Source organism: Thalassotalea sp. ND16A (genome assembly GCF_000764205.1).
Taxonomy (GTDB): Bacteria; Pseudomonadota; Gammaproteobacteria; order Enterobacterales; family Alteromonadaceae; genus Thalassotalea_A.
Genome location: NZ_JQDZ01000031.1, coordinates 26,323 through 50,702, shown reverse-complemented (window position 1 = coordinate 50,702; position 24,380 = coordinate 26,323). Strand labels below are relative to the sequence as shown.

Below are 24,380 nucleotides of genomic sequence, written 5' to 3'. Positions count from 1 at the left end.
GTAGCGTCGTAAAAATGCGCCGTTCGATAGCTCGTTGGAGTAGAAAAATCGCTCGTATGGTCTAGACTATGGGGTTGACAGCTCAAGATGAATTGAGGAGTGAACTTATGAATTCAATCTCCACTCTTAAGGGAATAGCAGTCCGAATAATGCTCCGGCTTAAGATGCATCAGTGGCCGGGACTTCAGTGTAAGCTATATAGATGCGAGATGCAGTCGGCAACACTCAGTGGGCGAAGCCGCATAGGCCATGGCATTTTTCTGGCTTTCTGGGTTTTGCTGGCGATACACCCGGGTCAGGCCCTGGGCGAAGATGAAATCGTCATTCAGTCCGTCGGCAACAGCCCGGTGGATGCAACCAATTCAGTGCTTAGCGCCGGGGAACGCGGCGGTTTCAGGGGAGCGTTATGCGATGTGCCGACCGACGCTGCCCCCAGCCCGCTCTTTGATGCCCAATCCTTCAGCCAGCAGATGCTACGGTTTGAAGAGTTCGGCTCCAGGAAAATTGAAGAGCCGTGTCCCACCGGCGACTGTCCGCTAACGCTGCCCTCGCCAGTCAACGCCTACAGCACGGTAGGCGGCGCGGCGCTGGACAATTTTTTAAACCAGCGTATTCATCCCTTTCCCAGCGAGCAGCGCAATAATAACGTCCTCAACCCATGGCAGACAGCTATTGAGAGCATGCACACCGGGTCACTGTTACCGCTGACGCCGGGGGCGTTGACCAGCTACGGCGATGGCAGACCACCGGGACCGCAATACGGCCATCAGCGCTGGCAGGAATTTTTTCCACAGGTCTATGTCGAGACGGCGATAGCCGGCGCACGGTATAGCCTTGGCGCTCGCGACCAGTATCAGAAGCATCAATACAGCTACGGCGAGTTCGGCAAGGGACCCGACGGAGAATCGGGCACCAGCGATGACGGACTCTATCATAATACCGTGGGCCAGCCGGGATTTGAGGGCACTACCGCTGGCATCCCCATCAGGTTTCATCCCAATATGCCGCTGCAGGATCCCCAGTCGCTCTGGACCTTCGACGGCACGCTGCCGCCGAAACTGCTGATGGCACGCTATGGTGAACCCATACTGTTTCGAAATTACAACGCGCTGCCGATCAAGTTCGAGGCCAACCGCGGCTTTGGCAATCACTTCATTACCACCCACGAGCACAATGGTCACACACCGGCCGAGAGTGACGGTTATGCCAATGCCTTCTTTCTTCCCGGTCAGTTTTACGATTACCATTGGCCGGTGATCTTGGCCGGACAGGATTCGATCAATACCGATGCCACCGATAAACGGGCCTCGAGCCCCTGTATTCCCGGAGAAACCATGGTGATCAGTAAACCCGGCGCGACCCCGCCTACTTCATTCACCAAGACAACGGTGACCTGTCCGGCCGAGGGCCGCATTAACATACCCGGTGACTGGCGCGAAACCATGAGTACCCACTGGTTTCATGATCATATGCTCGACTACACCGCGCAGAATGTCTACAAGGGCAACGCGGCCATGATGAACTACTATAGTGCGCTTGACCGCGGCAACGAGTGTGTGGATGACGGCGTAAACCTGAGATTCCCCAGCGGCTGTGCCATGGGGCCGCACAGCTGGGGCAACCGCGACTATGATGTCAATCTGGAAATAGCCGGTAAGGCCTGGGGCCAGGACACCGCCGCCTATACCGGAACGGCGGTGAGCGATACCCGCGGCCAGCTCTGGTTCGCCACCTTCGAGGATGACGGTTTCCTCGGGGACCGAATGACAGTTAACTGGCTCTACGATCCCTACCTAAATGTCCGTGCCCGCAGTTATCGCTTCCGCGTCCTCAATGCCCATGTATCGCGCTTTCTGCGCCTCGCGCTGGTGGTTGAGCGAACCGATGGCAACGGCGAGTTTGCCGGTGAGACCGAGAATGTCTCTTATGATCGGGTGGGGTTTCATATGATCGCCAACGACGGCAATATCATGGAGCATGCGATACCGTTCGACGGCAGCTTAGATCTCGATGCCGACGGTAAGACGTTGGATCACTTTGGCATTCTGCCAACCCAGTCGATCGCCGAGCGCTATGACATTATCGTTGATTTCAGTCAGTTTACCCCGGACGTTGCCGGCAATATCAGCCAGTTTGGCGCAGAGCCCAGACTTTATCTGGTCAACCTGCTGGAACATGAAAATGGCAAGAAACCGGAGGCCGTGGTGTCTCTGGCCGAGATACTGGCGGGCGATTATGACGATTGTGACACCATTGTTGGTAAGTTGCTGGAGTTTCGGGTCAAACCCTATAGCGGCACCGACTTGAGTATGAACCCCGCCGACTATGTGCCGGGTAAAAAGAAGATGATCCCACTGCCTGAGATCAGCGAGCAGGAGCTGGCGAGTGCGCATCACCGGACCTTTGTTTTCGGCAGAGGCGCGGCCACCGACCTGGAGCCGGTGACCATCACTCAGGCCAGTTTCACCGACAGCCCGGCACCGAGTCAGGCCGGCACTAACTTTCCGTTTGAGGTCAACGGCGAAGGGGTTAACCATACCGAGTTCAAACAATTGCCCGAACATGCCGATAAACCCTGGGGCATTGCAACCGATGGCAGTGACATTACCTTGCCGATGGATGCGCGCCGGCTGACGGCGGCGCCCAAGCTCGGGGATTTTGAGATCTGGCATCTGCAAAACGGTGGTGGCGGCTGGAGCCACAATGTCCACATTCATTTCGAGGAAGGGCGGATCCTGACCCGTGATGGTAAGGCGCCTCCCGAGTGGGATAAGTGGGCGCGCAAGGATGTTTACCGTATCGGTCCCATGGATGACAGCGGCGATGAGGTCACTCTGGCTATCCGTTTTCGGGAGTTTGCCGGTACCTTTATGGAGCATTGCCACAATACCCAGCACGAAGATCACGCGATGCTGATGCGCTGGGACATCGAGAACCCGGGCCAGCTGAAAGCCTTCCTGACACCAGAGCCGCAATGGAATGGCGTTACCTATACCGAGAGCTACGAGCTGCCGACCGCCAGTGCGGTGCGGGCAACGCAGGTCGGCGACGTTGAGGCAGCTGAGAACTTTCTTCAGGATCACGAAGCAAGCGAGTTGCTCTGTCCACCGGGCGCGACGACTGCCTGTCCTGGGGCTCCTGATGGGGTCATACTGGAACTGACCTTTACCGGCACGGTCGACGAGAGCGGACGCATCCGGATCATGGGCGAGATTGGCGCCGGTAATCAGGCCAGCTCGCCTGGCCTGCAGTGCCGTACAGACTCCGATGGCGAATTTCGTTGTCGCGGCAGGGGATTGACCCCAGGTGATACGTACACAGTAACAGCATCGGCGCCAGAGCCAGAGCCAGAATCAGAGCCAGAGCCAGAGCCAGTAGCGAACACCGGTACGGTCGATGAGCGCGGACGCATTGACATCAAGGGCAATGTCGGAGCGGGCAATCAGGCCAGCGCGACGGATCTGCGTTGTATTACGGAAGCCAACGGCGACTTTCGCTGTCGCGGCAGGGGGCTGACCCCGGGGGATGTGATCCCCGTGACCGGGATCTAGAAGCTGCGGTTGCATGAGTCTAAGGCTCGCTTTTGACCAGGTTCAGGTTTGGGCACTGCAGGCCGTGCCCCTAGGGCCCATTGCCAATGATTAGCAAAAGCTTACAAGGAGTCGGTATCATGCATAATGATAAAATAGTCATCAAGGTGATGCTTGCCGCCCTTTGTCTGGTGAGCGCATTGAGCCTGGCAATCAGGCCGGCAGGAGCCGGAGGCGCCAGTTACTTTCCCAATATTGCCCTTATCACCCATCATGGTAACAAGGTGCATTTATACGATGATTTGCTCAAGGATAAAGTGGTTGTTATCAACTTTATTTATACCAGTTGTCCAAACAGCTGCCCGTTGGAAACCGCTCGTTTACGTGCGGTACAAGAGCTGCTCGGAGAACGCGTTGGCCGGGATATCTTTATGTATTCCATTACCATAGATCCCGAGGTGGATACCGTGCAAGTTCTCAACCACTATGCCGAGAAATTCGACATTGGGCCCGGCTGGGTCTTCCTTACCGGCAAAGAAGATGACATTATTTTGTTGCGCAAAAAACTGGGCTTATACATGGATGAAATCCAGAATGGTGATGAGCTGGATCATAATCTTACGATGATCGTAGGCAATGAGGCCACTGGCAAGTGGATCAAGCGCTCACCGTTCGATAACCCGAAAGGGCTGGCGAACCTCATCGGATATGATCTATTCGACGGCATGGTAGCGCGCACGGGTGCCAAAAGTTATGCCAGTGTCCCGGAGGTGTCCAAGCCATCACGTGGGCAGTATCTGTATCGCACCCGCTGCACCGCTTGTCATACTTTGGGGCAGGGGGACGGACTCGGACCGGATTTGTTGGGAGTCGTAGCAAAGCGGGACAGGACATGGCTTGCCCGGTGGCTGAAAGTTCCGGATGAAATGCTGGCAGAAAAAGATCCTATTGCGATGCAGCTGTTTGCCCAATATCAGCAGCTGGCCATGCCGAATTTACAGCTCAGCGATATCGATGTGGCTGCGCTGATCGACTACATGGCCGCCGAAAGCCGCCGCATCACGATGACGAATGTCGAAGCTAGTGCCAAAGACGAGCAGTTCGATCACAAAAATCACTGAAGTCCCGCCCAGACGCTGGGCAATCGGCTAGGCTGGCAGGTTTTTGGCCGATTCTTCAGACAATTCAACAACTGGTTTGTCTGAGCAATAGGCACTTGTGATTCATCTTAAATTTTTTGAAAACCGTTGCCTAATACACGATAACAGTCTCCAGTCATTCCATACTCCCAGTTCCTAGTTCCCAGTTCCTTACTCCTTGTCCCTAACTCCTTATTTTACTTTTGCGCTAGCTGCAGCTGGACAGCGAGAGACTGGGTAACGGAAGTCATCTGTACGACCTCTACCGCCAACTTGCCCGGCCCGAGGAGTTCGTCAACCAGGTGTTGTGAGAACGGCCAATAATTAAGCTCGGCATTCAAAACCAAGGGCCCCTGAATACCGGTTGGGATGGTAAAGGTATAATCGACAATGGCATAACCTTTTGGCAGTATCCGGGTATCGGCAAGCACCCGATCGACTGACCATACATCCAAGTCGACCACGTTATTGTCTTTATCTCCCAGATACACCTTAAAGTTCCTGGTCCCAGTCTCGGTCTTACCATTACGGATAGCGCCTGAACGGTAGATGAGATTGCCGCTGCTATCGGTCACTTTGAAATCCACCCACATTTCCCGCCCTTCCGGAAATCCGGTGGGAATTTTATGGCCGGCGCCGACATTGCTGACTTTAACCTTAATGGTCGCTAGCTCCCCGCCGAGCAGCGTCTGCTCCGGTGTCAGTACTTCAATCGTGGCGGCAGACCTGAGCATTTCTCTTGCACGCTCCGCCATCTCGTGCTGACCAAAATGCTTGTGCAGGGTGACATTGCCGCCGGTAAAATGATGAGAAGCAATATGATCCCGTTGCTTGCCCATCGGTGCGGATTTTCCCGGGTTGGTTGTCACTCCTGGTCCTGGGGTCATATGACAGTCCTGGCACTGAACTCCCTGCTCGTTGTAGGCGCTCTCGCTCCATTCGTCGTAGGTCCGCTCAATCGGTGTGCTGTTAAACGGGTGAGAAACATTATGGCAAACCGCGCAAAATTCTGATTTCGTCAGCAGTTCCGAGTAATTAGATTGATGATAAGGCGAAGCAGCATCGCGGTGGGGGCCATACTTGACGCGCTTACCGTTTTCACTGGGGGTTAATACATAGGCACCGTTATCGTTGCCGCTGACGGCCGAAATATTATGGCAGACTTCGCAGCTGACCCCTGGCGGTGTAAACGACTTGGTTAAGTCCGCGGTGGTGATGTTATGTGCGGTCATGCCGATAGGGCTATGACAGCCGATACAAAAATTATCCACCTTGGCGTCAGTCGCCGCGCTTGCCCGCTGCAATAAGGCCTGGTAAATGGGGTCAACCCAAGCCTGGGCCATCGCGGAACCCTGCCATTGTTGATAAATTTGCTGATGGCAACCACGACAGGTTTCAGCAGAGTCAAACATCTCCGGGGTCAGAGCCCGCCCTTGCGTCGATGCCCGCGACGGATAAAATGGCATCGCGTTTGGTGTCTGCTCAATCACGCTGCGTTCGGGTTGCACCCACTTATCATTGTCTGCCATCGTTGAGACACTAACCCCGGCCAAGATAACAGTGAGTAACAACAGCAGCAAAGATCTGACATCCGCCCAGCGTCCAATAAATGTCCGCCAGATAATCCGACGATGATTGTTGTCAGCCATGTGCAACCTCAACTATTCCGTTATAAAGAGCAATAAATTCATGTTGTTTGGCATTTACCGGGTACCAACCAAACTTTACCGATATTTTTACCTGTAAACGTTATGCATCAACTGCGCCATAAATGAATTAATCCAATTTTTCAGTTAGATATGAAAAGCAGTAGTAAGCGATTTCCTTCGAGCGTAAAACAAGCTGACAGTAGCGGGTATTTCTCTTGGGTCCGTGCGTTAAGGTAGAGCAGGAATATACAAACAATAACATCGACCGGAGGCTCAGCCTGACAAAGCCCTAAGCCTCACAGAGCCCTAAATACAGCACCAGTATACGGCCGCGGTAAGTTATCAGAATAAGAAAACTGCCACATAAAGATTATCCTTTTGGCGGGCAGTTTCAGCCAGATCACTGTCAGCCTATTTTACACAGACAAGATTTGGCTCTGGCTCTAATTTTATAGCTGACTGAAAATACAGACTATTATGATGATGGCGCGATTTATGCAATACATAAGGTTTTCAAAGTGAAAGTGTGGCTAAGCCAGGTTGGAGCAAAGAAATGCGCAGTACGATGATATCGCTGATGTGGGAATAGTATTCGCGGTGGATCTGGACTAGGGAGTGGACAACCTAAGGTCAACTAAGGAGTGAAATTATGGATTTAACCAGCACGTTTAAGGGGATAATAGCCCGAATATTGCCCCTGCTTAAGGCGTATCAGGATGGGGGTGGTCGTAAACAAGACAGACAGGAGTTGAAGTCGGGGACACACTTTCGACGAAACCGTAAAAGCCATGTCATTCCTCTGGCAATGCTTTGTTGTCTGCTGGGCATGAGTCCGGGCCAGGCTCTGGCCGAAGAGGAGATCGTGGTTCAGTCTGTTGGCAACAGTCCGGTTGATGACGCCAATCCGGCGCTCACGGCGGGGCTGGAAGGTGGTTCCAGAGGAGCGCTATGCGATGTGCCGACCGACGCTGCCCCTAGTCCGCTGTTTGGCGCCCAATCCTTCAGCCAGCAGATGCTGCGCTTTGAGGAATTTGGCACCAGAAAGCTCGAAGGACCATGTCCCGCTGGCGGTTGTCCGTTGACGCTGCCACCGCCACCAGACCCCTATAGTGCGGTGGACAGCGTGGCACTGGACAATTTTTTAAATCAGCGCATTCATCCTTACCCCACCGAGCAGCGCAACAATAACGTCCTCAACCCTTGGCAGACGGCCATTGAGAGCATGCACACCGGGCCACTGCTACCTCTGACTCCAGGAGCGCCGACCAGCTACGCCGATGGCAGACCACCTGGACCGCAATACGGTCACCAGCGGTGGCAAGAATTCTTCCCACAGGTATATTTTAAGTCGGCGGTGTCCGGCGCACGTGATGGCCGCGGAGGTCGCGACCAGTATCAGAAGCACCAATACAGCTTTGGGGAGTTCGGCAAGGGGCCAGACGGAGAATCTGGCACTGCTGACGACGGACTCTACCATAATACCGTGGGAGTACCGGGGTTTGAGGGCACCTCCGCCGGAATCCCTATCAGGTTTCATCCCAATATGCCGGTGCAGGATCCCCAGTCGCTCTGGACCTTCGACGGGACCCTGCCACCGAAGCTGCTGATGGCGCGCTACGGTGAACCGATTTTGTTTCGCAATCGCGACGCGCTGCCGATCAAATTTGAGGCCAACCGCGGCTTTGGCAATCACTTTATTACCACCCACGAACACAATGGTCACACCCCGGCCGAGAGTGATGGTTACGCCAATGCCTTCTTTCTTCCGGGCCAGTTTTATGATTACCACTGGCCAATGATTTTAGCCGGACACGACTCGATTAACACCGATGCCACCGATAAGCGGGCTTCGAGCCCCTGTATTCCCGGCGAAAGCATGGTGATCAGCAAACCCGGCGCGACCCCGCCAACCTCTTATAGCAAGACAACTGTGATCTGTCCGGCCGAGGGGCGCATTAACATTCCCGGAGACTGGCGCGAGACCATGAGTACCCACTGGTTTCACGATCATATGCTCGACTATACCGCCCAAAATGTCTATAAGGGCAATGCGGCGATGATGAACTACTATAGCGCGCTTGATCGCGGCAACGAGTGTGTGGAAGACGGCGTCAACCTGAGGTTCCCCAGCGGCTGTGCCATGGGCCCGCACAGCTGGGGTAACCGTGACTATGATGTCAACCTGGAAATCGCCGGTAAGGCCTGGGGCCAGGACACCGCCGCCTATACGGGAACGACTGTGGCTGATACCCGCGGCCAGCTCTGGTTCGCCACCTTCGAGGATGACGGCTTCCTTGGCGACCGAATGACAGTTAACTGGCTCTTCGATCCCTACTTACAGGTCCGTGCGCGCAGTTACCGCTTCCGCCTCCTTAATGCCCATGTGTCGCGCTTTTTGCGTATAGCCCTGGTGGTACAGCGAGCCGATGGCAACGGTGAGTTTCCCGGTGCGACGGCGAATGTTTCCTACGACCGGGTGCCGTTTCATATGATCGCCAACGACGGCAATATCATGGAGCATGCGATACCGTTTGATGGCAGCCTAGATCTCGATGCCGACGGTGAAACGCTGGATCACTTTGGCATTCTGCCGACCCAGTCGATCGCCGAGCGCTATGACATTATCGTCGACTTCAGCCTGTTTTCCCCGGATGCCCCTGGCAATATCAGCCGATTTGGCGCAGAGCCCAAGCTCTACTTGGTCAACCTGCTGGAACATGAAGATGGCAAGCGGCCTGAGCAAATGGTGTCTCTGGCCGATGTTCTGTCTGGTAATTATGACGATTGTGACACCATTGTCGGTAAGTTTCTGGAGCTGCGGGTCAAACCATACAGTGGCACCGATCTGAGCATGAACCCTGCCGACTATGTGCCGGGTAAAAAGAAGATGATCCCACTGCCCGAAATCACTGAACAGGAACTCGCAGATGCTCATCACCGGACCTTTGTCTTCGGCAGAGATGCCGCCACCGATACCGAACCGGTGACCATCACCCAGGCCAGCTTCACCGACAGCCCGGCACCTAATCTGCCCGGCAATGACTACCCGTTTGAGGTTAATGGCGAAGCGGTCAACATTACCGAGTTTGAGCAACTGCCCGAACAGGCCAACAAACCCTGGGGCATTGAGACCGATGGCAGTGACATTGCGTTGCCGATGGATCCGCACCGGGTCTCGGCGGCACCTAAGCTGGGCGATTTTGAGATCTGGCATCTGGAGAACGGCGGTGGCGGCATGAGCCATAATGTCCACATTCATTTTGAGGAGGGGCGGATCCTGACTCGTGACGGTGTGGCGCCCCCCGAATGGGATAAGTGGGCCCGCAAGGATGTTTACCGCGTCGGTCCGATGGACGACAGCGGCGATGAGGTCACTGTGGCCGTACGTTTCCGGGAGTTTGCCGGCACCTTCATGGAGCATTGCCACAATACCCAGCACGAAGACCACTCGATGTTGATGCGCTGGGACATCGAGAACCCGGGCCAGCTTAAAGCCTTCCTGACGCCGGAGCCGCAGTGGAATGGCGTTACCTATACCGAGAGCTTCGAGTTGCCGACCGCCAGTGCAGTGCGGGCGTCGCAGGTCGGCGATGTCACTGCGGCAGAGGAGTTCCTTCAGAATAACGATGCAAGCGATTTACTCTGTCCGCCGGGCGCTACAACGGCTTGCCCAGGGGCCCCGGATGTGATCGTACCGGAACCGACGATTACCGGCACGGTCAATGATCTCGGACGCATCCGGATTACAGGCAACGTGGGGGCTGGCAATGAGGCCACGGCACCCGGCCTACAGTGTGTTACGGATCCCGAAGGTGAGTTCCGCTGCCGAGGCAGAGATCTGACTCCTGGCGATATAATCACTGTAACAACCTCGGTGCCAGCGCCAGAGCCAGAACCAGAGCCGGAGCCAGTAGCGTTCACCGGTACGGTAGATCAGCGCGGACACGTTGAAATCGCCGGCAACGTGGGAGCAGGCAATCAGGCTATCGCGCCAGAACTACGCTGTATTACCGAAACCAACGGCGACTTCCTCTGCCGCGGCAGGGGGTTGACCCCGGGGGACGTGATCACCGTAACCGGGGACTAAAAGCTGTGCTTGGATGAGTCAGAGGCTCGTTTTAACTACGTTCAGGCAGGATCACGCCATGCAGTGATCCTGCGATCCATTTCCAATGATCACTACAAGTTTACAAGGAGTCTGCATCATGCACAATTATATCGTAGTCAACAGGGTGGTGGTTGCCGCCCTTTTTCTGCTAAGCGCCATGAGCTTCACCATCAGGCCGGTAGCGGCCGGAGGCGCCAACTACTTTCCTAACATCCCCCTTATCACCCATGAAGGCAAAAAGGTTAATTTATACGATGATCTGATCAAGGATAAAGTGGTCGTTATCAACTTTATTTATACCAGTTGTCCAAACAGCTGCCCGCTGGAAACCGCTCGTTTACGCGCGGTACAAGAGTTGCTCGGAGACCGCGTTGGCCGGGATATCTTTATGTATTCGATCACCATAGATCCCGAGGTGGATACCGTGCAGGTGCTCAGCCACTATGCCGAAAAATTTAACATTGGGCCTGGTTGGGTCTTTCTTACCGGCAAGGAAGATGACATTATTTTGCTGCGCAAAAAACTGGGCTTATATATGGATGAAATCCAGAGTGATGATAATATGGACCATAATCTCACCATGATCGTTGGCAACGAGACTACTGGCAAGTGGATCAAGCGCTCACCGTTTGATAACCCAAAAGGGCTGGCGAACCTTATAGGTTATGATCTGTTCGACGGCGTGATACCACGCAAGGGTGCCAAGAGTTATGCGAGTGTCCCCGAAGTGTCCAAGCTATCACGCGGACAGTATCTTTATCGCACCCGCTGCACCGCTTGTCATACCCTGGGGCAGGGGGACGGGCTCGGGCCGGATTTGTTGGGAGTCGTAGCCAAACGGGACAGTAAATGGCTTACCCGCTGGCTGAAAGTTCCGGATAAAATGCTGGCAGAGAAGGATCCTATTGCAATGCAGCTGTTTGCCCAATACCAGGAACTGGCCATGCCCAATCTTCAGCTCAGCGATATCGATGTGGCTGCGCTGATCGATTACATGGCCACCGAAAGCCGCCGTATCGCCATGGCGAATGTCGAGGCTCCTGCCAAGGACGAGCAGGCCAACCACAAACACCACTAAAGTCCCGCCCGGGCGTTGCGTGAGTCGGCCGGGCCGACAGGCTTTCGTCACGAACGAGTAGGGTCTGTTGATCTTGGCGGTACAAATTTTATTCAAAAATGCACCGCAAAGGTCAACAGACCCTAGAAAAATTCGTAAATCTTTGCCAGCTTGTTATACCGACTCCATTGCTGATGTCTCAGTTAACGGTTGCTATCTATTCAATCCAAACCAGTCACTCTGACCACTAGTTGTTGTGACAGAACAACCACGAATGATCCTTTCATCAGTCTGCTGTCAATTCGTCTTCTGACAATAGGATGGGCAGCAAATTTTGTTGTCAGATAATTTTACACTCTGTGATTTTAAAAAAAAATATACCGCCTAAATTTACCCTAAGTTGTTAATAAATAAATATATTTCCATGTTGGCACAGGAACTGCAAGTTTAATGTCGGTTAATACATAGTTAGATCAGGGTCAGTGTAAAGTGAGGTCTTGGTCAATGTGAAGTTAAGTTTTGGTTAATGGGTAGTATGCCAAATAAGATTTATTTTCTTCACATGCTAAAAATTATTAGCATCTGATCTTGTGAACCATTGATGCTGCCATTGTGGTAGCGAATGAATTAAATATATTTTGGAGAACTGTTATGAAACATAAAATTTTAGCATACGGCCTGGCGATGGCCATGTTCCTGATTGGGGCAGCGCCGGCATCGGCGGGAATGATCGTTACCTTTAATGGCGACCCATTAGCGGATATTGATATGGAAGGCGGCAATGCAGTGACGCTTACCATAAGCGATATGGGGGAGATCCTGGATCTCAATATCGCCATGATGATCAATAACCCTTACTTTCCTGAGGATGCGTCGATTACTGATATGACTATTACCCTGTCCCATAATGGCACTGATGTAGTCTTGTTTAACAGCACCGGAAACCTTCAATTTGGCTGGATGGATATATTATTCGACAGTGAAGCGGCAGAAGAAGTCGACGAATCAGATCCTTTGAGCTGGTTTGGAGTCAAGCAGCCTCATGGCGACCTTTCGGACTTCTACGGCATGGATATTAGCGGAGACTGGGTACTGAGCTTCATGGACAACCACTTCGAAGACGATGGCGACATGCTGTACGAATGGAGCCTGATCGCCCACTTAGAAGGTGATCACGGTGGCGGCGGCTGTGATTATGACTGTTGTGATAATGACTGTGGCGGCGGTGGTGGTGGTGGCAATAACCAGATCCCTGTACCCTCAACCGTATTGCTATTTGGTCTGGGCATGACAGCACTTGGCCTGAGACGCCAAAACCGGTCGGTAGCAGCATGATAACAAGCTGGCAACCCGCCACTCTAAACGAGCTTAAAGTTAACAGGAGTCGATCATGAATTACGTACTATTGAAATTCACATTGTTTTTCGCTATTGCCGTTATAACCACTAATGCCATAGCTAATGAAGAACGAGACCAGTTCGACCAACTTGAACAAGGTATGACGAAGGCGGGTATCGCTTTCGATGAATATCAAGCTTGTTTAGAGAAAGCGCTAACTGCTAAGTCAGGCGACGTTTGCCGGGTTAGGCAATCGGACGCACACTTAGCGTTAAGCGAATTAAGAAATAAGGTAGACCAGGTACGCAATGCGGTTGATTCCAGCATTGATGTCTGCGTGTTGATAAACGATTAACATGGATTATGTTAATCGTTTATCTGTCGCTTGCTAATTTAAAGCAAATTTTTTAAATATAGAGTTTGCTTTTAGTTGGTTTGAACCTGGTCAATATCACCTTCTATTTTGGTCAGTAACAGTTTGATTATGGGCCGTGTAACACTCCTCACATAATCAGGCTGCAGAGCTCATAGAGCCCTTAAATTAAACAGGTAGGTATATGAACAGAGTACGACCCGAGTTTTTGTGTCTATCTCTGTTTTTAGTATGTCATGTGGTTCGGTTAATACTCTTTAGTGAGTCGCAGAGTAGCGAACTATAGCGTAGCAAGCGGTCGGCAGCGATAATTTCGGCCGCTACGCCATGCTCTGAAACACCGGAAATTATGACAAAACAACGTTATAAGGTTAATATTCAATGAAACCATTAAAACCAAACCCGTCGGCTTTGGGCCGACACACCGGCCCTAAGCGGTCACTCCTGGCTATTGCCATCACGCTCGGCCTCGCCGGCGGGCCAATTCTTTGGTCCGAAACTGCAGAAGCAGCCTCAGACCTGGCATTCAACACAGAAGATCTGGATTTCATCCTTAAGCAGATTAAATACGCCGAGCGGCACGCCGCCGGTGAAAATTTGCTTGATATTCTTCCTAACGCGAGCATCCCCTGGGGTCTGCGTACGGTGGACGGTTCATTTAACAACCTGATCCCGGGAAATGAAGCTTTCGGTCAGGCCGACCAGGAGTTTCCGGCAGAGGTTGTTCGGGTCTATCCGGACGCTCAGGACCTGACTATGGTACTTGCACCTGCTACCGGTGAGGTAGCTGGAGATGCGACTACTTATAGTTCGGGCAACGGTAAGACGGTGCAGGACTCGACCCCACGCATGATCAGCCATCTGACCACCAACATGTCGGTCGACAACCCGGCAGCGCTCTCCGCTGCAGCCGGAAATGAGGGGTCGCTGATTTTGGACCCGGACATCACCGGTGTTAGTCAACTTTACATTCCAAACGTGGCAGTGGACGAGGGCCTCTCGGCGCCGTTTAATGCCTTCATGACTTTTTTCGGCCAGTTCTTCGACCACGGTCTCGACCTGGTGAACAAGGGTGGCAACGGCCTGGTCTTCATGCCGCTGCAGCCAGATGATCCCTTGTTCGTGCCGGGAGGCAATAGTAACTTTATGTTGATGACCCGGGCGAGCCGCGATGCAGGGCCTGACGGGGTTATTGGCACCGCGGATGATGTCTCGGATCCGATCAATGCTACCACCCCGCATGTCGACCAACAGCAGACCTACGCTTCGCATTCCTCGTCGCAGATACTGCTGCGCCACTACGAGGTCAGGGGCGGCATTCTGCAGAATACCGGATATCTACTTAATGGTTTTGGTAATGACCGCACGCTAGATAACGCCGATGACGGCGGCATGGGAACCTGGGACACCGTCCAGGCTCAGGCGCTGGAGAAATTCGGGATCATACTCGATGACACCGACGGCAACAATGTGCCGATGTTCGCAGCCGATCAATACGGTAACTTCATTCCCGGACCACTACGAGGCTTGCCTCAGTTGGTGATGACGAATAATACCCTGGTTGAAGGTGATGTGGCCAACCCGGTCGACGCCTCTGGCGCGATCCGTGTTAACCAAAGCTTCTTCCTCGATGTCGCCCATTCGGCCAACCCGAACGGCAAGGTACCAGACGCTGATAACGTGATCAACGCTCGCACCGATACGCTCAGCGGCCAGACCACCCGCGGCATCCGCGCAGATGGGGCCGAGCCAAACTCCTATGACGATGAGTTACTTGGCATGCACTTTACCTGTGGCGATGGCCGCTGTAACGAAAACATCGCGCTCAGCACCATCCACACCATCTTCCATTCCGAGCACAACCGGCTCGTCGACATCACCAAGCGGGTGTTGCTCGATGCTGGTGATCTGGCGGCCCTAAACGAGTGGCTTGATACTCCGTTGGCGGCGTTGCCTGCCTGGGCTGGTTTGCCGTTCTTGGTTTCCGACGCCTCGATGGCGCAGCAGGAGCAGACCAGAACTGCCATTGATGCATTAAACCTCGACTGGAACGGCGAGCGGGTATTTCAGGCCGCTAGGTTTGGTACCGAGATGCAATACAATCGCGTCGTGTTCGATGAGTTTGGGCCAACGTTGGCTGGACTCAAAGACGCGTTCGAGGGCTTCCATACTAATGTCGATCCTTCGATTGGACTCGAGTTCTCGCAATCTGTCTATCGCTTCGGCCACTCGATGCTGACCGAGACGGTGGACCGCTATGATGCCGACTTCAATCCGATAGTCGAGACAGTTTCCGGTGACGGTACGCAACTGGGCTTGTTTGAGGCCTTCCTCAACCCGCTGGCACTCTATAATGCTGATGCTGACGGCAACGCTACGCTCTCTCCGGAAGAGGCTACCGGTGCCGTTGTCCGTGGTGTCACCCGGACCGTCGCTAATGAGATCGATGAGTTCGTGACCGGGGCATTGCAGAATAACCTGGTCGGGTTGCCGCTCGATCTTGGTGCCATTAATATTGCGCGCGGCCGTGACGTTGGTAACCCCACACTGAACGATGCCCGCCGCACATTCTTTGAAGCAACCCTGGATCTTAGGTTAATGCCCTACGCCCACTGGATGGACTACGCCGACAATCTGCGCCATGAAGAGTCGTTGACTAACTTTATCGCGGCCTACGGTACCCATCCGTTGGTGGCGGCCGAAACGACCTACGCCGGAAGGCGTGCAGCGGCTTGTGCGATTGTTGGTGCGCTGACCGCGGATGCGGTGGCGTATTGTATGAGCACGGGCTTTATTACCGATCCAGTCGATTTGCCTGCATCGCCAGCCGACTCGGTGGACTTCCTGTTTAACCACAACGCCTGGGCCGGAGTCAACACCGGCCTCGATGACGTTGATTTTTGGAACGGCGGTCTGGCCGAAGAGCGGATGCCGTTTGGTGGCTCGCTCGGCTCGACCCATAACTTCGTGTTCGAGAATCAGTTGGAAAACCTGCAGAATGGCGACCGCTTCTACTATGTTGGGCGAACGGCTACCATCAACCTGTTTAGCGAACTCGAGTCGAACTCGTTTACCGCTCTGGTGATGCGCAACACCGATCTCGGTGAAGTGGGCGGCGGTGCGATGTCGCTGAACATTTTCTCGGTGCCAAATCACATCCTCGAAGTCGATCAAACCCAGCAGTTTGACGCCGGGCTGTCAGCTGCTGCAACCGATGCCGCTGCCGCACTTGCGCAGGCTGAGGCAGATCTGGCCGCTGCGATAGCGGCGGGCGGTGGTCCAGTAGACCCTGCGTTCCAACAAGCCGTTGACGATGCCGTTGCTGCACTTGCAGCCGCTCAGGCGGCCGCCAGTGCGGCTCAGGCAGACGCCGATGCCGCTCAGGCTGCGGTTGATGCGGCCATGTCAACTGCCGCGCTAAGCCAAGCCGCTGCTGATGCCGCTCAGGCCGCAGCCGATACCGCTCAGGCTGCAGCCGATGCTGCTCAGGCCTTGGCCAACCAGACGGGATCGGTTGAGCTCGCCAGTGTCATAGTCGGGGCCGACGGCAGAGTTAATGTCGAGGTTACGACAAGTGCTGGCAGCGTGGCTGAAAGCAGCGACGCAGGCGTACTCTGTCAGGATCGGGGCGGAGACGTGTTCCGCTGCCGCGGCAGAGGCATTGCCGTAGGAAGCACAGTTATAATCAGCGATCCAAATGGAATGGTGACAGACCCCGCCCTCCAAGCTGCTGCTGATGCTGCACAAGCAACTGCGGATGGCTTACAGGCCGATGCAAATGCCGCTCTTGCGATCGCTCAAGCCGATGCTCAGGCTGTGACCGATGCGGCCGATGCGCTAACGCTAGCCCTAGCTGCCTTTACCGCGGCTCAGGCCAACGTGGCGACTGCCGAGGCCAACCTAACGGCGGCCGAGGACGCGCTTGCAGCCGCTATATTGAATGCGAACGCCAATAGCCAAGCTGTGATAGATGCGACGGCTGCAGTAGCTGCTGCACAAGCCGCTCTCGATGCGGCTCTGATTGCTGCGGCTGGCGATCCGACCGGCGATTCGGAGCTAATCCCGCTGGTCATTCGTGATCCAGCCATGTCGACGACCAACATTATCGTGCCAGATCCAGCTTGTTTCGTTCAATACACTGGTGGCGATCACGTAACCATCGGCGGTACTGACTGCGACGACACCCTGATCGGTGGCATTGGTGATGATACGCTCTGGGGCTTGGCCGGTAACGACCGACTCGAGGGCGGCGACGGTGCCGATTTGATCGAGGGCGGACCTGGTGATGACATTATCACCGATCTATCCGGTCCGGATGTGATCGAAGGCGGCGCCGGTAACGACGTCATCGCAAGTGGTAATGAGGAAGATGTAATATTCGGTGACTCCGGCAAGGACTTCATCGTCAACTCGAGCGAGTTAGGCGAGATCTTCGCCGGCCAAGGCGACGATTTCATCTTTGACGGAAATCATCTTGGCCACATCAGGGGCGGAGCCGGTAACGACTGGATGGAAAATCTGGGCGGCGGTGAAGACCTGTGGCAGGGTGATAATGGCGCGGCACCTGAGGCCGGTGAACCACCACTCAAAGGTCACGATGTTATGATCGCCCATGGCGGCAACAATGACATGGACATGGAAAATGGTGATGACATCATGGTTGACGGCCCGGGCATCGAACGGATGGAAGGCCAGCTTGGTTTCGACTGGGCGAGCTTCCAAAACGACAGCTTCGGCGTCAAGGCCGATCTCGAGCTGACCATCTTCATTCGTCCGATTTTACCGCCGTCTAATGACTCGGTGCAAAACCGCTACGACGGAGTTGAGGGCATGAGTGGTTCACCGCACGGTGATATCCTCACCGGTACCGACCTACCTCTTGACAGAGGCAATGTGCTGGTTAACTTCGACCTGATTGACGGCTTAAGCGATCTGGTACCGCTAACAGAGCGAGGACCTCTGCCGCGCGATCCAGTAACGAGGGAGGCGCAGTTCGGCTGGGCCGGTGGCGAGATCATTCTCGGCGGCGCTGGCAGTGACATGATCATTCCTATGGGTGCCGACGACATTGTCGATGGCGACTCTGCGCTGCATGTTGACCTCCAAGTGGGCGCTCAGCACTTCAGCGGAATGCAGGAGCTGTTTGGTGACGTGTTATCCGGAGCCATTAATCCGGGCGATATCTCGATCAGTCGGGTGATCAGCGATCAATCTGCTGGTGGTGATACGGACAGTGTCGTTTATTCGGGCAACCGGATTAACTACCTGATCGGAGCCCCCACACCGGAAGGCTTTATCCGAGTGACGGATCAACGTATTCTCGCGCTCGATCCTCTGCCAGGCGATGACGGCTCAGATTTGCTGAAAAACATCGAACGACTGGTGTTTGCCGATCAGACTGTGGTCTTATCTGCGGGCGAAGCTGGCTCTGCCGGCAATAACAACGCCTTGGCGACGGGAGCGCCGACGATTTCGGGCAATCCAATACTGGGAGCAGTATTAACCGCTTCAACCGCCGGTATCAACGATGCTGACAACACTAGTACTGGCGGGGCAGTAGATGCAGCCGCAGTCGAGTGGAGCTGGGAAGTCGAGCTAGACCCGGGCACTGGCGCGTTCGCGCCTATCGTGCGGATAGAAGGCGGCGACCCGTTCGAAGTTCACGGCGATACCTTCACGGTAACCGCCGAAGAATCTGGACTGCGCATTAGGGCTGTAGCTGTCTTCATGGATGAGGCGGGTGCGTTCGAAATATCTCGTTCACTACCGGTGTTGGTGAACTAGTGCACGATGTGCCGGCTCCTTAGGGAGCGGATACCTTGGGGGCCTGTTATTACAAGGGCCCCTTAATACCGATTGGTATAACCAGATGCTGGTGAAGACCACCAGCCATGATTATAAGGCAAATAATAAAGCGGCAGACGATCCATCGTCTGGCCGCTTTTTTTGTTCAAGAGCTATTGCCTTATACCAACTTGGTATTAAACCGGGTAAGCTGCTTTTAAGCCGTCGTATACGTTCTGTTGGAAGTTAACTGATGAGGTATCAAGTGAGGAAACCAGATCGGCCAATACTTCGTTATCTTCCTTACCGTTCCAAATCTTGATGTAAGTGCCTTCTTTGTAACCAAAATCCTGACGGAAGAAATTTAAGGTGTTTTTACCCACATATTGGCGGAACAATTCATCCAAATCCATGTTCATCAGTGCCATACAAGCAGTAAACGCTTTACCGTCAAATGCTTTATCACTCACCGCGGCTGCCGCTAAATCTTCTAATGCCAGTTTAAAGTCAGTATGTTCGACGCTTTGCTGTAATTCATTGGCCAATTGCTCGGCAATCACTTGCGTATTTGGCTCCGCCATTAACCGTAAACTTAAACCAAAGTGGAAAATATCAACCAGTTCCAGTTGCACTTGTGGTACATCACACTCTTGATGTTTCCACCACTTCCAGCCGTGATGGTCGAGCATTTCGGCACACTCGACCCAGATGGCTCGATACCACTCAAAGTTGTTTTCTCGCCAAGTGTCACTCACCCGTGAGTTCATCGCATTTTGCATGCTTAACATTTGTTGAATTTGCTTAATCGCGGTTGATAAATCTGACATGAGTAGCCTTTTAAACTTTAAAATTATAATAAATATATAGCCGTTACCATTCAAAGCGCTGAAATCGGAATCTTGAATGGTGACCGGTTTAGATGTGATTATTTTGCCAGAAAAGCGTGAGCAAAACTAGTTTCATTGATTAAATTTACGACTTAGCTTTGTTCTCGGCGCATTTGTTTAAACAAAGACAACTCCCAGGGGCGCATCGCCGTTAACACCCCGATATGCTGGCGCTTCGATAATGGCAATTGCCCATCCTGATGATTCAATTCAGCACATTCCTGAGTTAAATGTTTGAGTTTTTTGATAATGCTGGCGATTGAATTTTGACTGTAACTGCCACGAATATAAAAACGAAAAGAATCGTCACTGGCAAAATCCGACATCAAAAATTTAGCCATTACATCCTGACTGATAAAGCGCTCTAAAGGACCCCGGTGTTGCCATTTAAAGTCTTGCGAAATTAATAATTTATACTGGTTATTCGGCAAGAGTTGGATCATTTTTAACTTGTCGAGACGAGCAAGCAGGCGGATGGCGGCAAATTGATCAATTTGGTAATGAGTGATGATTTCCTCAAAACTCCAGCCATCACGAACACAGGCGGCAACCAGCAGTAACTTAGGATCATTCACCAGCTCTTGCTCTTGTTCTATGGTCAATTGCGATATTTTTTCTTGCTGACGTTCAATTAATAAAAACAGGTCGGTTAACGATAAATCCATCAACTGACAAATGCTTTCAAGTCGCTGCAAGCTAAAGCTTTCGTTCGAAAAAATTCGTTTTATGTTGGCTTCACTCATACTGAGCTGCTCGGCAACATCGGCATAAGTCAGTTGCTGTTGTTTCAATAATGTTTTCAACACATCGCTAATTTGTTTTATTTGGCTCATAGCAAAACTCTATTATTGTGTTATTTAATAGCGGAAGTATTAAATAACTATACTTGTGGTGGCTGAATTCAATACGTTCACATTTAAGGTATACATAAATGCTTTTTCTGTCCATAGTTAATTTGCGTTCAACGAGAGCGCTTATAAATGATTCACTTTGAGAAAGGAAGAGATGATGAAAACAATCAATAAAATCGCCTTAGTTATTTTAACGATGACATCGAGCAGTGTGTTTGCTGCAGGAGGTGCTTCTGAGCATTCGGCGCAATCGGTAAAACATTCGGCCTTGGCAGCGTCAAACGGAGTTGTGGCCAGTGCCAAAACGGCAAGTGGCGTGATTGCCGTGCCATTAAAAATTGTTGGCGCAGTTGGTAATGTCAGTGGCGCAGCCGGTGATTCGTTAATGGAAAATGCGATCACCACGACACCGCTTGAGGTCAGTGATAAAACGGTAACTGCAGGTCCACCACCTAATGAGGCGCTGAAAAAGAAAGAGCCTGAAACGAATCCATTACAGGAGCTTTAATGATGAAAGCATTAATTAAAACGTTAATCCTGTCATTAGTGTTTGTTAATGCGTCAGTTTGGGCCGGCAGTGCCAGCCCAACTGACAACCAGCATGACACAGAGACATTAACTGGGTTTGCAAAAAATGTAGAGAAATATGCTGCCAGCCAGGGAGCTCAGGCGTTTATTATTGGGCGAGTAGGGCGGCCTGAGAAAGACTTGCCGAAAGGTGTCGCTTTCACTCATGCGGCTATCGCCATCTACTCAAGTATTGAATTGGAAAACGGTGAAACCATTAAAGGTTACGCCATCCATAACCTTTATCAAAAGCAAGAAAAAAAGCATCGAAGTAGCCTGGTAACCGACTATCCGATAGATTTCTTTTGGGGCGTAGATGCGCTAAAAGCCGGGATTATTATTCCGACCGTTGAGTTGCAAGCGAAACTTATAGACGCCATTGCTACCGGTAAGAATAAAGACGTTCATAATCCGAAATACTCGGTGCTGTCTAATCCCTTTGATGGCAGGTATCAAAATTGTACTGAGCATACGTTGGATGTGATTAATGCGGCGATATACGGTACCACTGAGCAGGCGCAATTAAAAGCCAATGCCAAGGCCTATTTTAAACCACAACGGATCCGAACTAACCCTGTGAAATTACTGTTAGGCAGCATTTTCCTGGACGATGTGAAGTTGAAAGATCATCAAGGCAAAGTCAAAACAGCAACCTTTACTTCCATCGGCAAGTATCTACAGAGCAATCAATTGTTGGCGAAAGCGGTTATTTTAGATGAGCAAGGTAACAGCAAAGATTTACTGTAATATTTTCAACGTTGGTTATTTCGCCTTAGTTAAAATTCTATCGAGATTGTTGGCGAACGCTTGTTTGTCGGCTTGGTTTAACGCTGGGGGGCCACCGGTTTGCACGCCACTGGCTCGCATGGTATCCATAAAGTCACGCATATTTAAGCGTGAACGTATGTTACTTGTGGTATACAGCTCGCCTCTGGGGTTGAGTGCGGTTGCCCCTTTTTCTATCACTTCAGCAGCCAATGGAATGTCTTGCGTTACCACTAAATCACCAGCAACGACACGTTTTACAATTTCATCATCGGCAACATCAAAGCCCGAGCTTACCTGAATAAATTTAATAAACCGTGATGGTGGAATGCGCAAAGCATGATTTGCCAATAGTGTGGTTGGTGTTTTTGTCCGGTCAGCGGCCTTAAATAAAATTTCTTTTATCGCTACCGGGCAGGCATCGGCATCAACCCAAATATTCATTATGACTTACCTTGCTCTACCCAGTAAGCACTACCGTTACATTCTTGAATTTGGTAGCACTCGGCATTTGCGCGTACATTACAGGAGTGTACCACTAAAGAGTTACCCCCCTGTAATTGGGTATTCACTTGCAGCTCTCTAATTAAATGACTTCTTGCCGAGGCGCTAAAATGAGCTGGGCGAGTGATACTTTCGCCATCCCCAGCAGTGTTGCGCAGACAAACTTCGGAATGAACACTGCTGATGAAATCGCCTTGATAATGACGAATTTCTTGCATCGTGTATTGTTCTACCAATGAAGAACTGATTTCAGCTCGAACAAATGGTCCCATATTAGAATCAAACCTGACATTGCTGCAGGAAAGTAGCGCAATACTCGTTACCATCAATAGTAAATACTTCATATCAATCCTTAATCTTATCTAGTGCGGTCATATTACTGTTATATGTGCTTTTTTTACCAGTGAAATTTTCGAATAACTGTTGGTGTGCCGTTTTTGAAAACGTGTCATCGCGCATGTCGTAGTCACTAATCCACTCTAACAGCATCGGTAAGTTATCGTCTTGTTGTTGCTTACTTTGATATTTATGCGGTTCAAATGCTCTGTTTTTGGCGTTGCTAATGCAATCTTCAACAGATAAGTTTAAATAGATCATTTCATTCGCTGTTGCGCTTAATAAAATAAGCAGATCAGCATAGCAGCCTTCGATCACCCAATTATCATTATTGCAGATAAAGGCGTTTATTTTTTGCCATGATTGTTCAATGGGAGCACGAGTGGGTGGTGTGCCGGGCAGCCAGGCAAGGATATCTAAATCTAAATGAGCGGCGCTATATTGCTGGCACAGCTGTTTTGCTAAGGTCGACTTGCCTGAGCCAGAATTGCCAAAAATCAGGGTTTTCCTCGTAGTGATCATTGGCATATTGCTTCTACCCGAGGCTGCTTTTCGCTGGAATATTCATGATAAATATCATCCAGAAATTTACAAAACTCGCTTTCGTCCATCTCGGCGGGGATCACCACATCATAAACCCGGGCACGCATGCCGCTTGCTGAATCGGTAAACAATTGCCATTCACCGTTGATACGATGAATCGACATTTTTTTGCCAAACACATTAAAACGATGCATAAACTTCCTTTATTTCTCGTTATTTATTTTTTGTCGTTTGCCAGTTTGCAAACCACCAGGTAAAAATGATCAACAAAGCATACTTGGGTAATGTTGTTGCGATAAATGCGCTTGGATCAGAGTTAACAACAGAGAATCCAAGATAGTAAGTGTGCAAGAGTAAAAATGGCAAAAGCAACAATGCATACGGCAAACGTTGTTTAGCGCCATTGAATAAATTTAATACCGCAGCAAAGACAAAAAGCGCCAATAACAGTGGTAATCCCATGGCGACTATATCTAAAACAACGAGAATAAGCAGAGGATAATCCTGGGCTAAATCGCTGATCTCCAACGGAATTGCTATTGCCGCACCATAACTAAGGATAGCAACCGACAGATAGACAAATAACAGCCCGAGTAGGGTACTAATGATATTAATTTTATTCAGCATGGTTCAGTCCTTGTCAATCTTCTTGTTCTTTTTCACTTTCACAATATCATATGGGCTTTTGTTGGGGATCTCAGAGTCTTTAAATGTAGTGCCCTGATTTTCGGCAAAGCCTTTGGTTAAATATACCAGCCAATATTCCACATGTGGTGTTTGCCATTCTCGCATAAAAGCAATGCCGATTTCATCTTGCTCTAAGTACAATTCGTTTTGTCATCAATAGGACGCTAAGCAATAAAATGTAATGGGGAAAAGTGATGACGTTCAAAGGAGACTCAAAAACTGAAAGAATGAATTTGTTATCAGCTTAACGCATTTTATCGCA

The 24,380-nt window shown here is 51.6% G+C and carries 18 protein-coding genes; 9 read left to right on the top strand and 9 right to left on the bottom strand.

Annotated features, from left to right (window positions below):
- Positions 1 to 209 precede the first annotated feature (209 nt).
- Together ND16A_RS19885 and ND16A_RS13675 are read left to right on the top strand one after the other, a co-directional pair.
- A complete protein-coding gene (locus tag ND16A_RS19885; protein WP_052072918.1) occupies positions 210 to 3,551 on the top strand; it encodes a multicopper oxidase domain-containing protein in 3,342 nt (1,113 codons plus the stop codon).
- Between the two features lie 119 nt (positions 3,552 to 3,670).
- Positions 3,671 to 4,651 (top strand): SCO family protein, encoded by a 981-nt coding sequence (locus tag ND16A_RS13675; RefSeq protein ID WP_052072917.1) that lies wholly within the window; start codon positions 3,671 to 3,673, stop codon positions 4,649 to 4,651.
- A gap of 215 nt (positions 4,652 to 4,866) precedes the next feature.
- On the opposite strand, the gene ND16A_RS13680 is transcribed toward ND16A_RS13675, so the two are convergent.
- Positions 4,867 to 6,318: a multiheme c-type cytochrome gene (locus tag ND16A_RS13680; RefSeq protein ID WP_081945490.1), complete on the bottom strand. Its 1,452-nt coding sequence runs from the start codon at positions 6,316 to 6,318 to the stop codon at positions 4,867 to 4,869.
- Positions 6,319 to 6,967: 649 nt separating this feature from the next.
- Between ND16A_RS13680 and ND16A_RS19880 the strand changes: the two genes are divergently transcribed.
- The 5 genes from ND16A_RS19880 to ND16A_RS20130 all read left to right on the top strand — a co-directional run bounded on the left by ND16A_RS19880 (position 6,968) and on the right by ND16A_RS20130 (position 18,978).
- Positions 6,968 to 10,405 (top strand): multicopper oxidase domain-containing protein, encoded by a 3,438-nt coding sequence (locus ND16A_RS19880; protein WP_081945489.1) that lies wholly within the window; start codon positions 6,968 to 6,970, stop codon positions 10,403 to 10,405.
- A 118-nt stretch (positions 10,406 to 10,523) separates the two neighbouring features.
- Entirely contained in the window at positions 10,524 to 11,504 is a 981-nt protein-coding gene (locus tag ND16A_RS13685) for an SCO family protein (RefSeq protein ID WP_052072915.1), read from the top strand.
- Positions 11,505 to 12,134: 630 nt separating this feature from the next.
- On the top strand, positions 12,135 to 12,818 hold the full coding sequence (locus ND16A_RS13690; protein ID WP_033076704.1) for a PEP-CTERM sorting domain-containing protein: 684 nt from the start codon (positions 12,135 to 12,137) through the stop codon (positions 12,816 to 12,818).
- Between the two features lie 55 nt (positions 12,819 to 12,873).
- Positions 12,874 to 13,176 carry a hypothetical protein gene (locus ND16A_RS13695; protein ID WP_033076703.1) on the top strand — a complete coding sequence of 101 codons (303 nt, stop codon included), beginning with the start codon at positions 12,874 to 12,876 and terminating at the stop codon, positions 13,174 to 13,176.
- A gap of 399 nt (positions 13,177 to 13,575) precedes the next feature.
- On the top strand, positions 13,576 to 18,978 hold the full coding sequence (locus ND16A_RS20130; protein ID WP_052072914.1) for a peroxidase family protein: 5,403 nt from the start codon (positions 13,576 to 13,578) through the stop codon (positions 18,976 to 18,978).
- 197 nt (positions 18,979 to 19,175) lie between these two features.
- On the opposite strand, the gene ND16A_RS13700 is transcribed toward ND16A_RS20130, so the two are convergent.
- Positions 19,176 to 19,805, bottom strand: coding sequence for a dUTP diphosphatase (locus ND16A_RS13700; RefSeq protein ID WP_033076702.1), 630 nt, complete (start codon positions 19,803 to 19,805; stop codon positions 19,176 to 19,178).
- 152 nt (positions 19,806 to 19,957) lie between these two features.
- Positions 19,958 to 20,698: a helix-turn-helix domain-containing protein gene (locus ND16A_RS13705; RefSeq protein WP_033076701.1), complete on the bottom strand. Its 741-nt coding sequence runs from the start codon at positions 20,696 to 20,698 to the stop codon at positions 19,958 to 19,960.
- A 172-nt stretch (positions 20,699 to 20,870) separates the two neighbouring features.
- Between ND16A_RS13705 and ND16A_RS13710 the strand changes: the two genes are divergently transcribed.
- On the top strand, positions 20,871 to 21,224 hold the full coding sequence (locus ND16A_RS13710; protein ID WP_152593810.1) for a mechanosensitive ion channel protein MscS: 354 nt from the start codon (positions 20,871 to 20,873) through the stop codon (positions 21,222 to 21,224).
- A 2-nt stretch (positions 21,225 to 21,226) separates the two neighbouring features.
- Positions 21,227 to 22,030, top strand: a complete 804-nt coding sequence (locus ND16A_RS13715; RefSeq protein WP_033076747.1) for a DUF2145 domain-containing protein — start codon at positions 21,227 to 21,229, stop codon at positions 22,028 to 22,030.
- 15 nt (positions 22,031 to 22,045) lie between these two features.
- On the opposite strand, the gene ND16A_RS13720 is transcribed toward ND16A_RS13715, so the two are convergent.
- From ND16A_RS13720 to ND16A_RS0118905, 6 genes are read right to left on the bottom strand one after another with little or no spacing between them, the layout of a single operon-like run.
- On the bottom strand, positions 22,046 to 22,492 hold the full coding sequence (locus tag ND16A_RS13720; protein WP_033076699.1) for a YaiI/YqxD family protein: 447 nt from the start codon (positions 22,490 to 22,492) through the stop codon (positions 22,046 to 22,048).
- On the bottom strand, positions 22,492 to 22,896 hold the full coding sequence (locus ND16A_RS13725) for a hypothetical protein (protein ID WP_033076698.1): 405 nt from the start codon (positions 22,894 to 22,896) through the stop codon (positions 22,492 to 22,494). The genes ND16A_RS13720 and ND16A_RS13725 overlap by 1 nt, the downstream gene beginning before the upstream one ends.
- A 1-nt stretch (position 22,897) precedes the next feature.
- Positions 22,898 to 23,410, bottom strand: coding sequence for a shikimate kinase (locus ND16A_RS13730; RefSeq protein ID WP_152593809.1), 513 nt, complete (start codon positions 23,408 to 23,410; stop codon positions 22,898 to 22,900).
- Positions 23,407 to 23,625, bottom strand: a complete 219-nt coding sequence (locus ND16A_RS13735) for a DUF7661 family protein (protein ID WP_033076696.1) — start codon at positions 23,623 to 23,625, stop codon at positions 23,407 to 23,409. The genes ND16A_RS13730 and ND16A_RS13735 overlap by 4 nt, the downstream gene beginning before the upstream one ends.
- A gap of 19 nt (positions 23,626 to 23,644) precedes the next feature.
- Entirely contained in the window at positions 23,645 to 24,058 is a 414-nt protein-coding gene (locus tag ND16A_RS13740; protein WP_033076695.1) for a hypothetical protein, read from the bottom strand.
- A gap of 3 nt (positions 24,059 to 24,061) precedes the next feature.
- Positions 24,062 to 24,259, bottom strand: coding sequence for a hypothetical protein (locus ND16A_RS0118905; protein WP_033076694.1), 198 nt, complete (start codon positions 24,257 to 24,259; stop codon positions 24,062 to 24,064).
- Positions 24,260 to 24,380 lie beyond the last annotated feature (121 nt).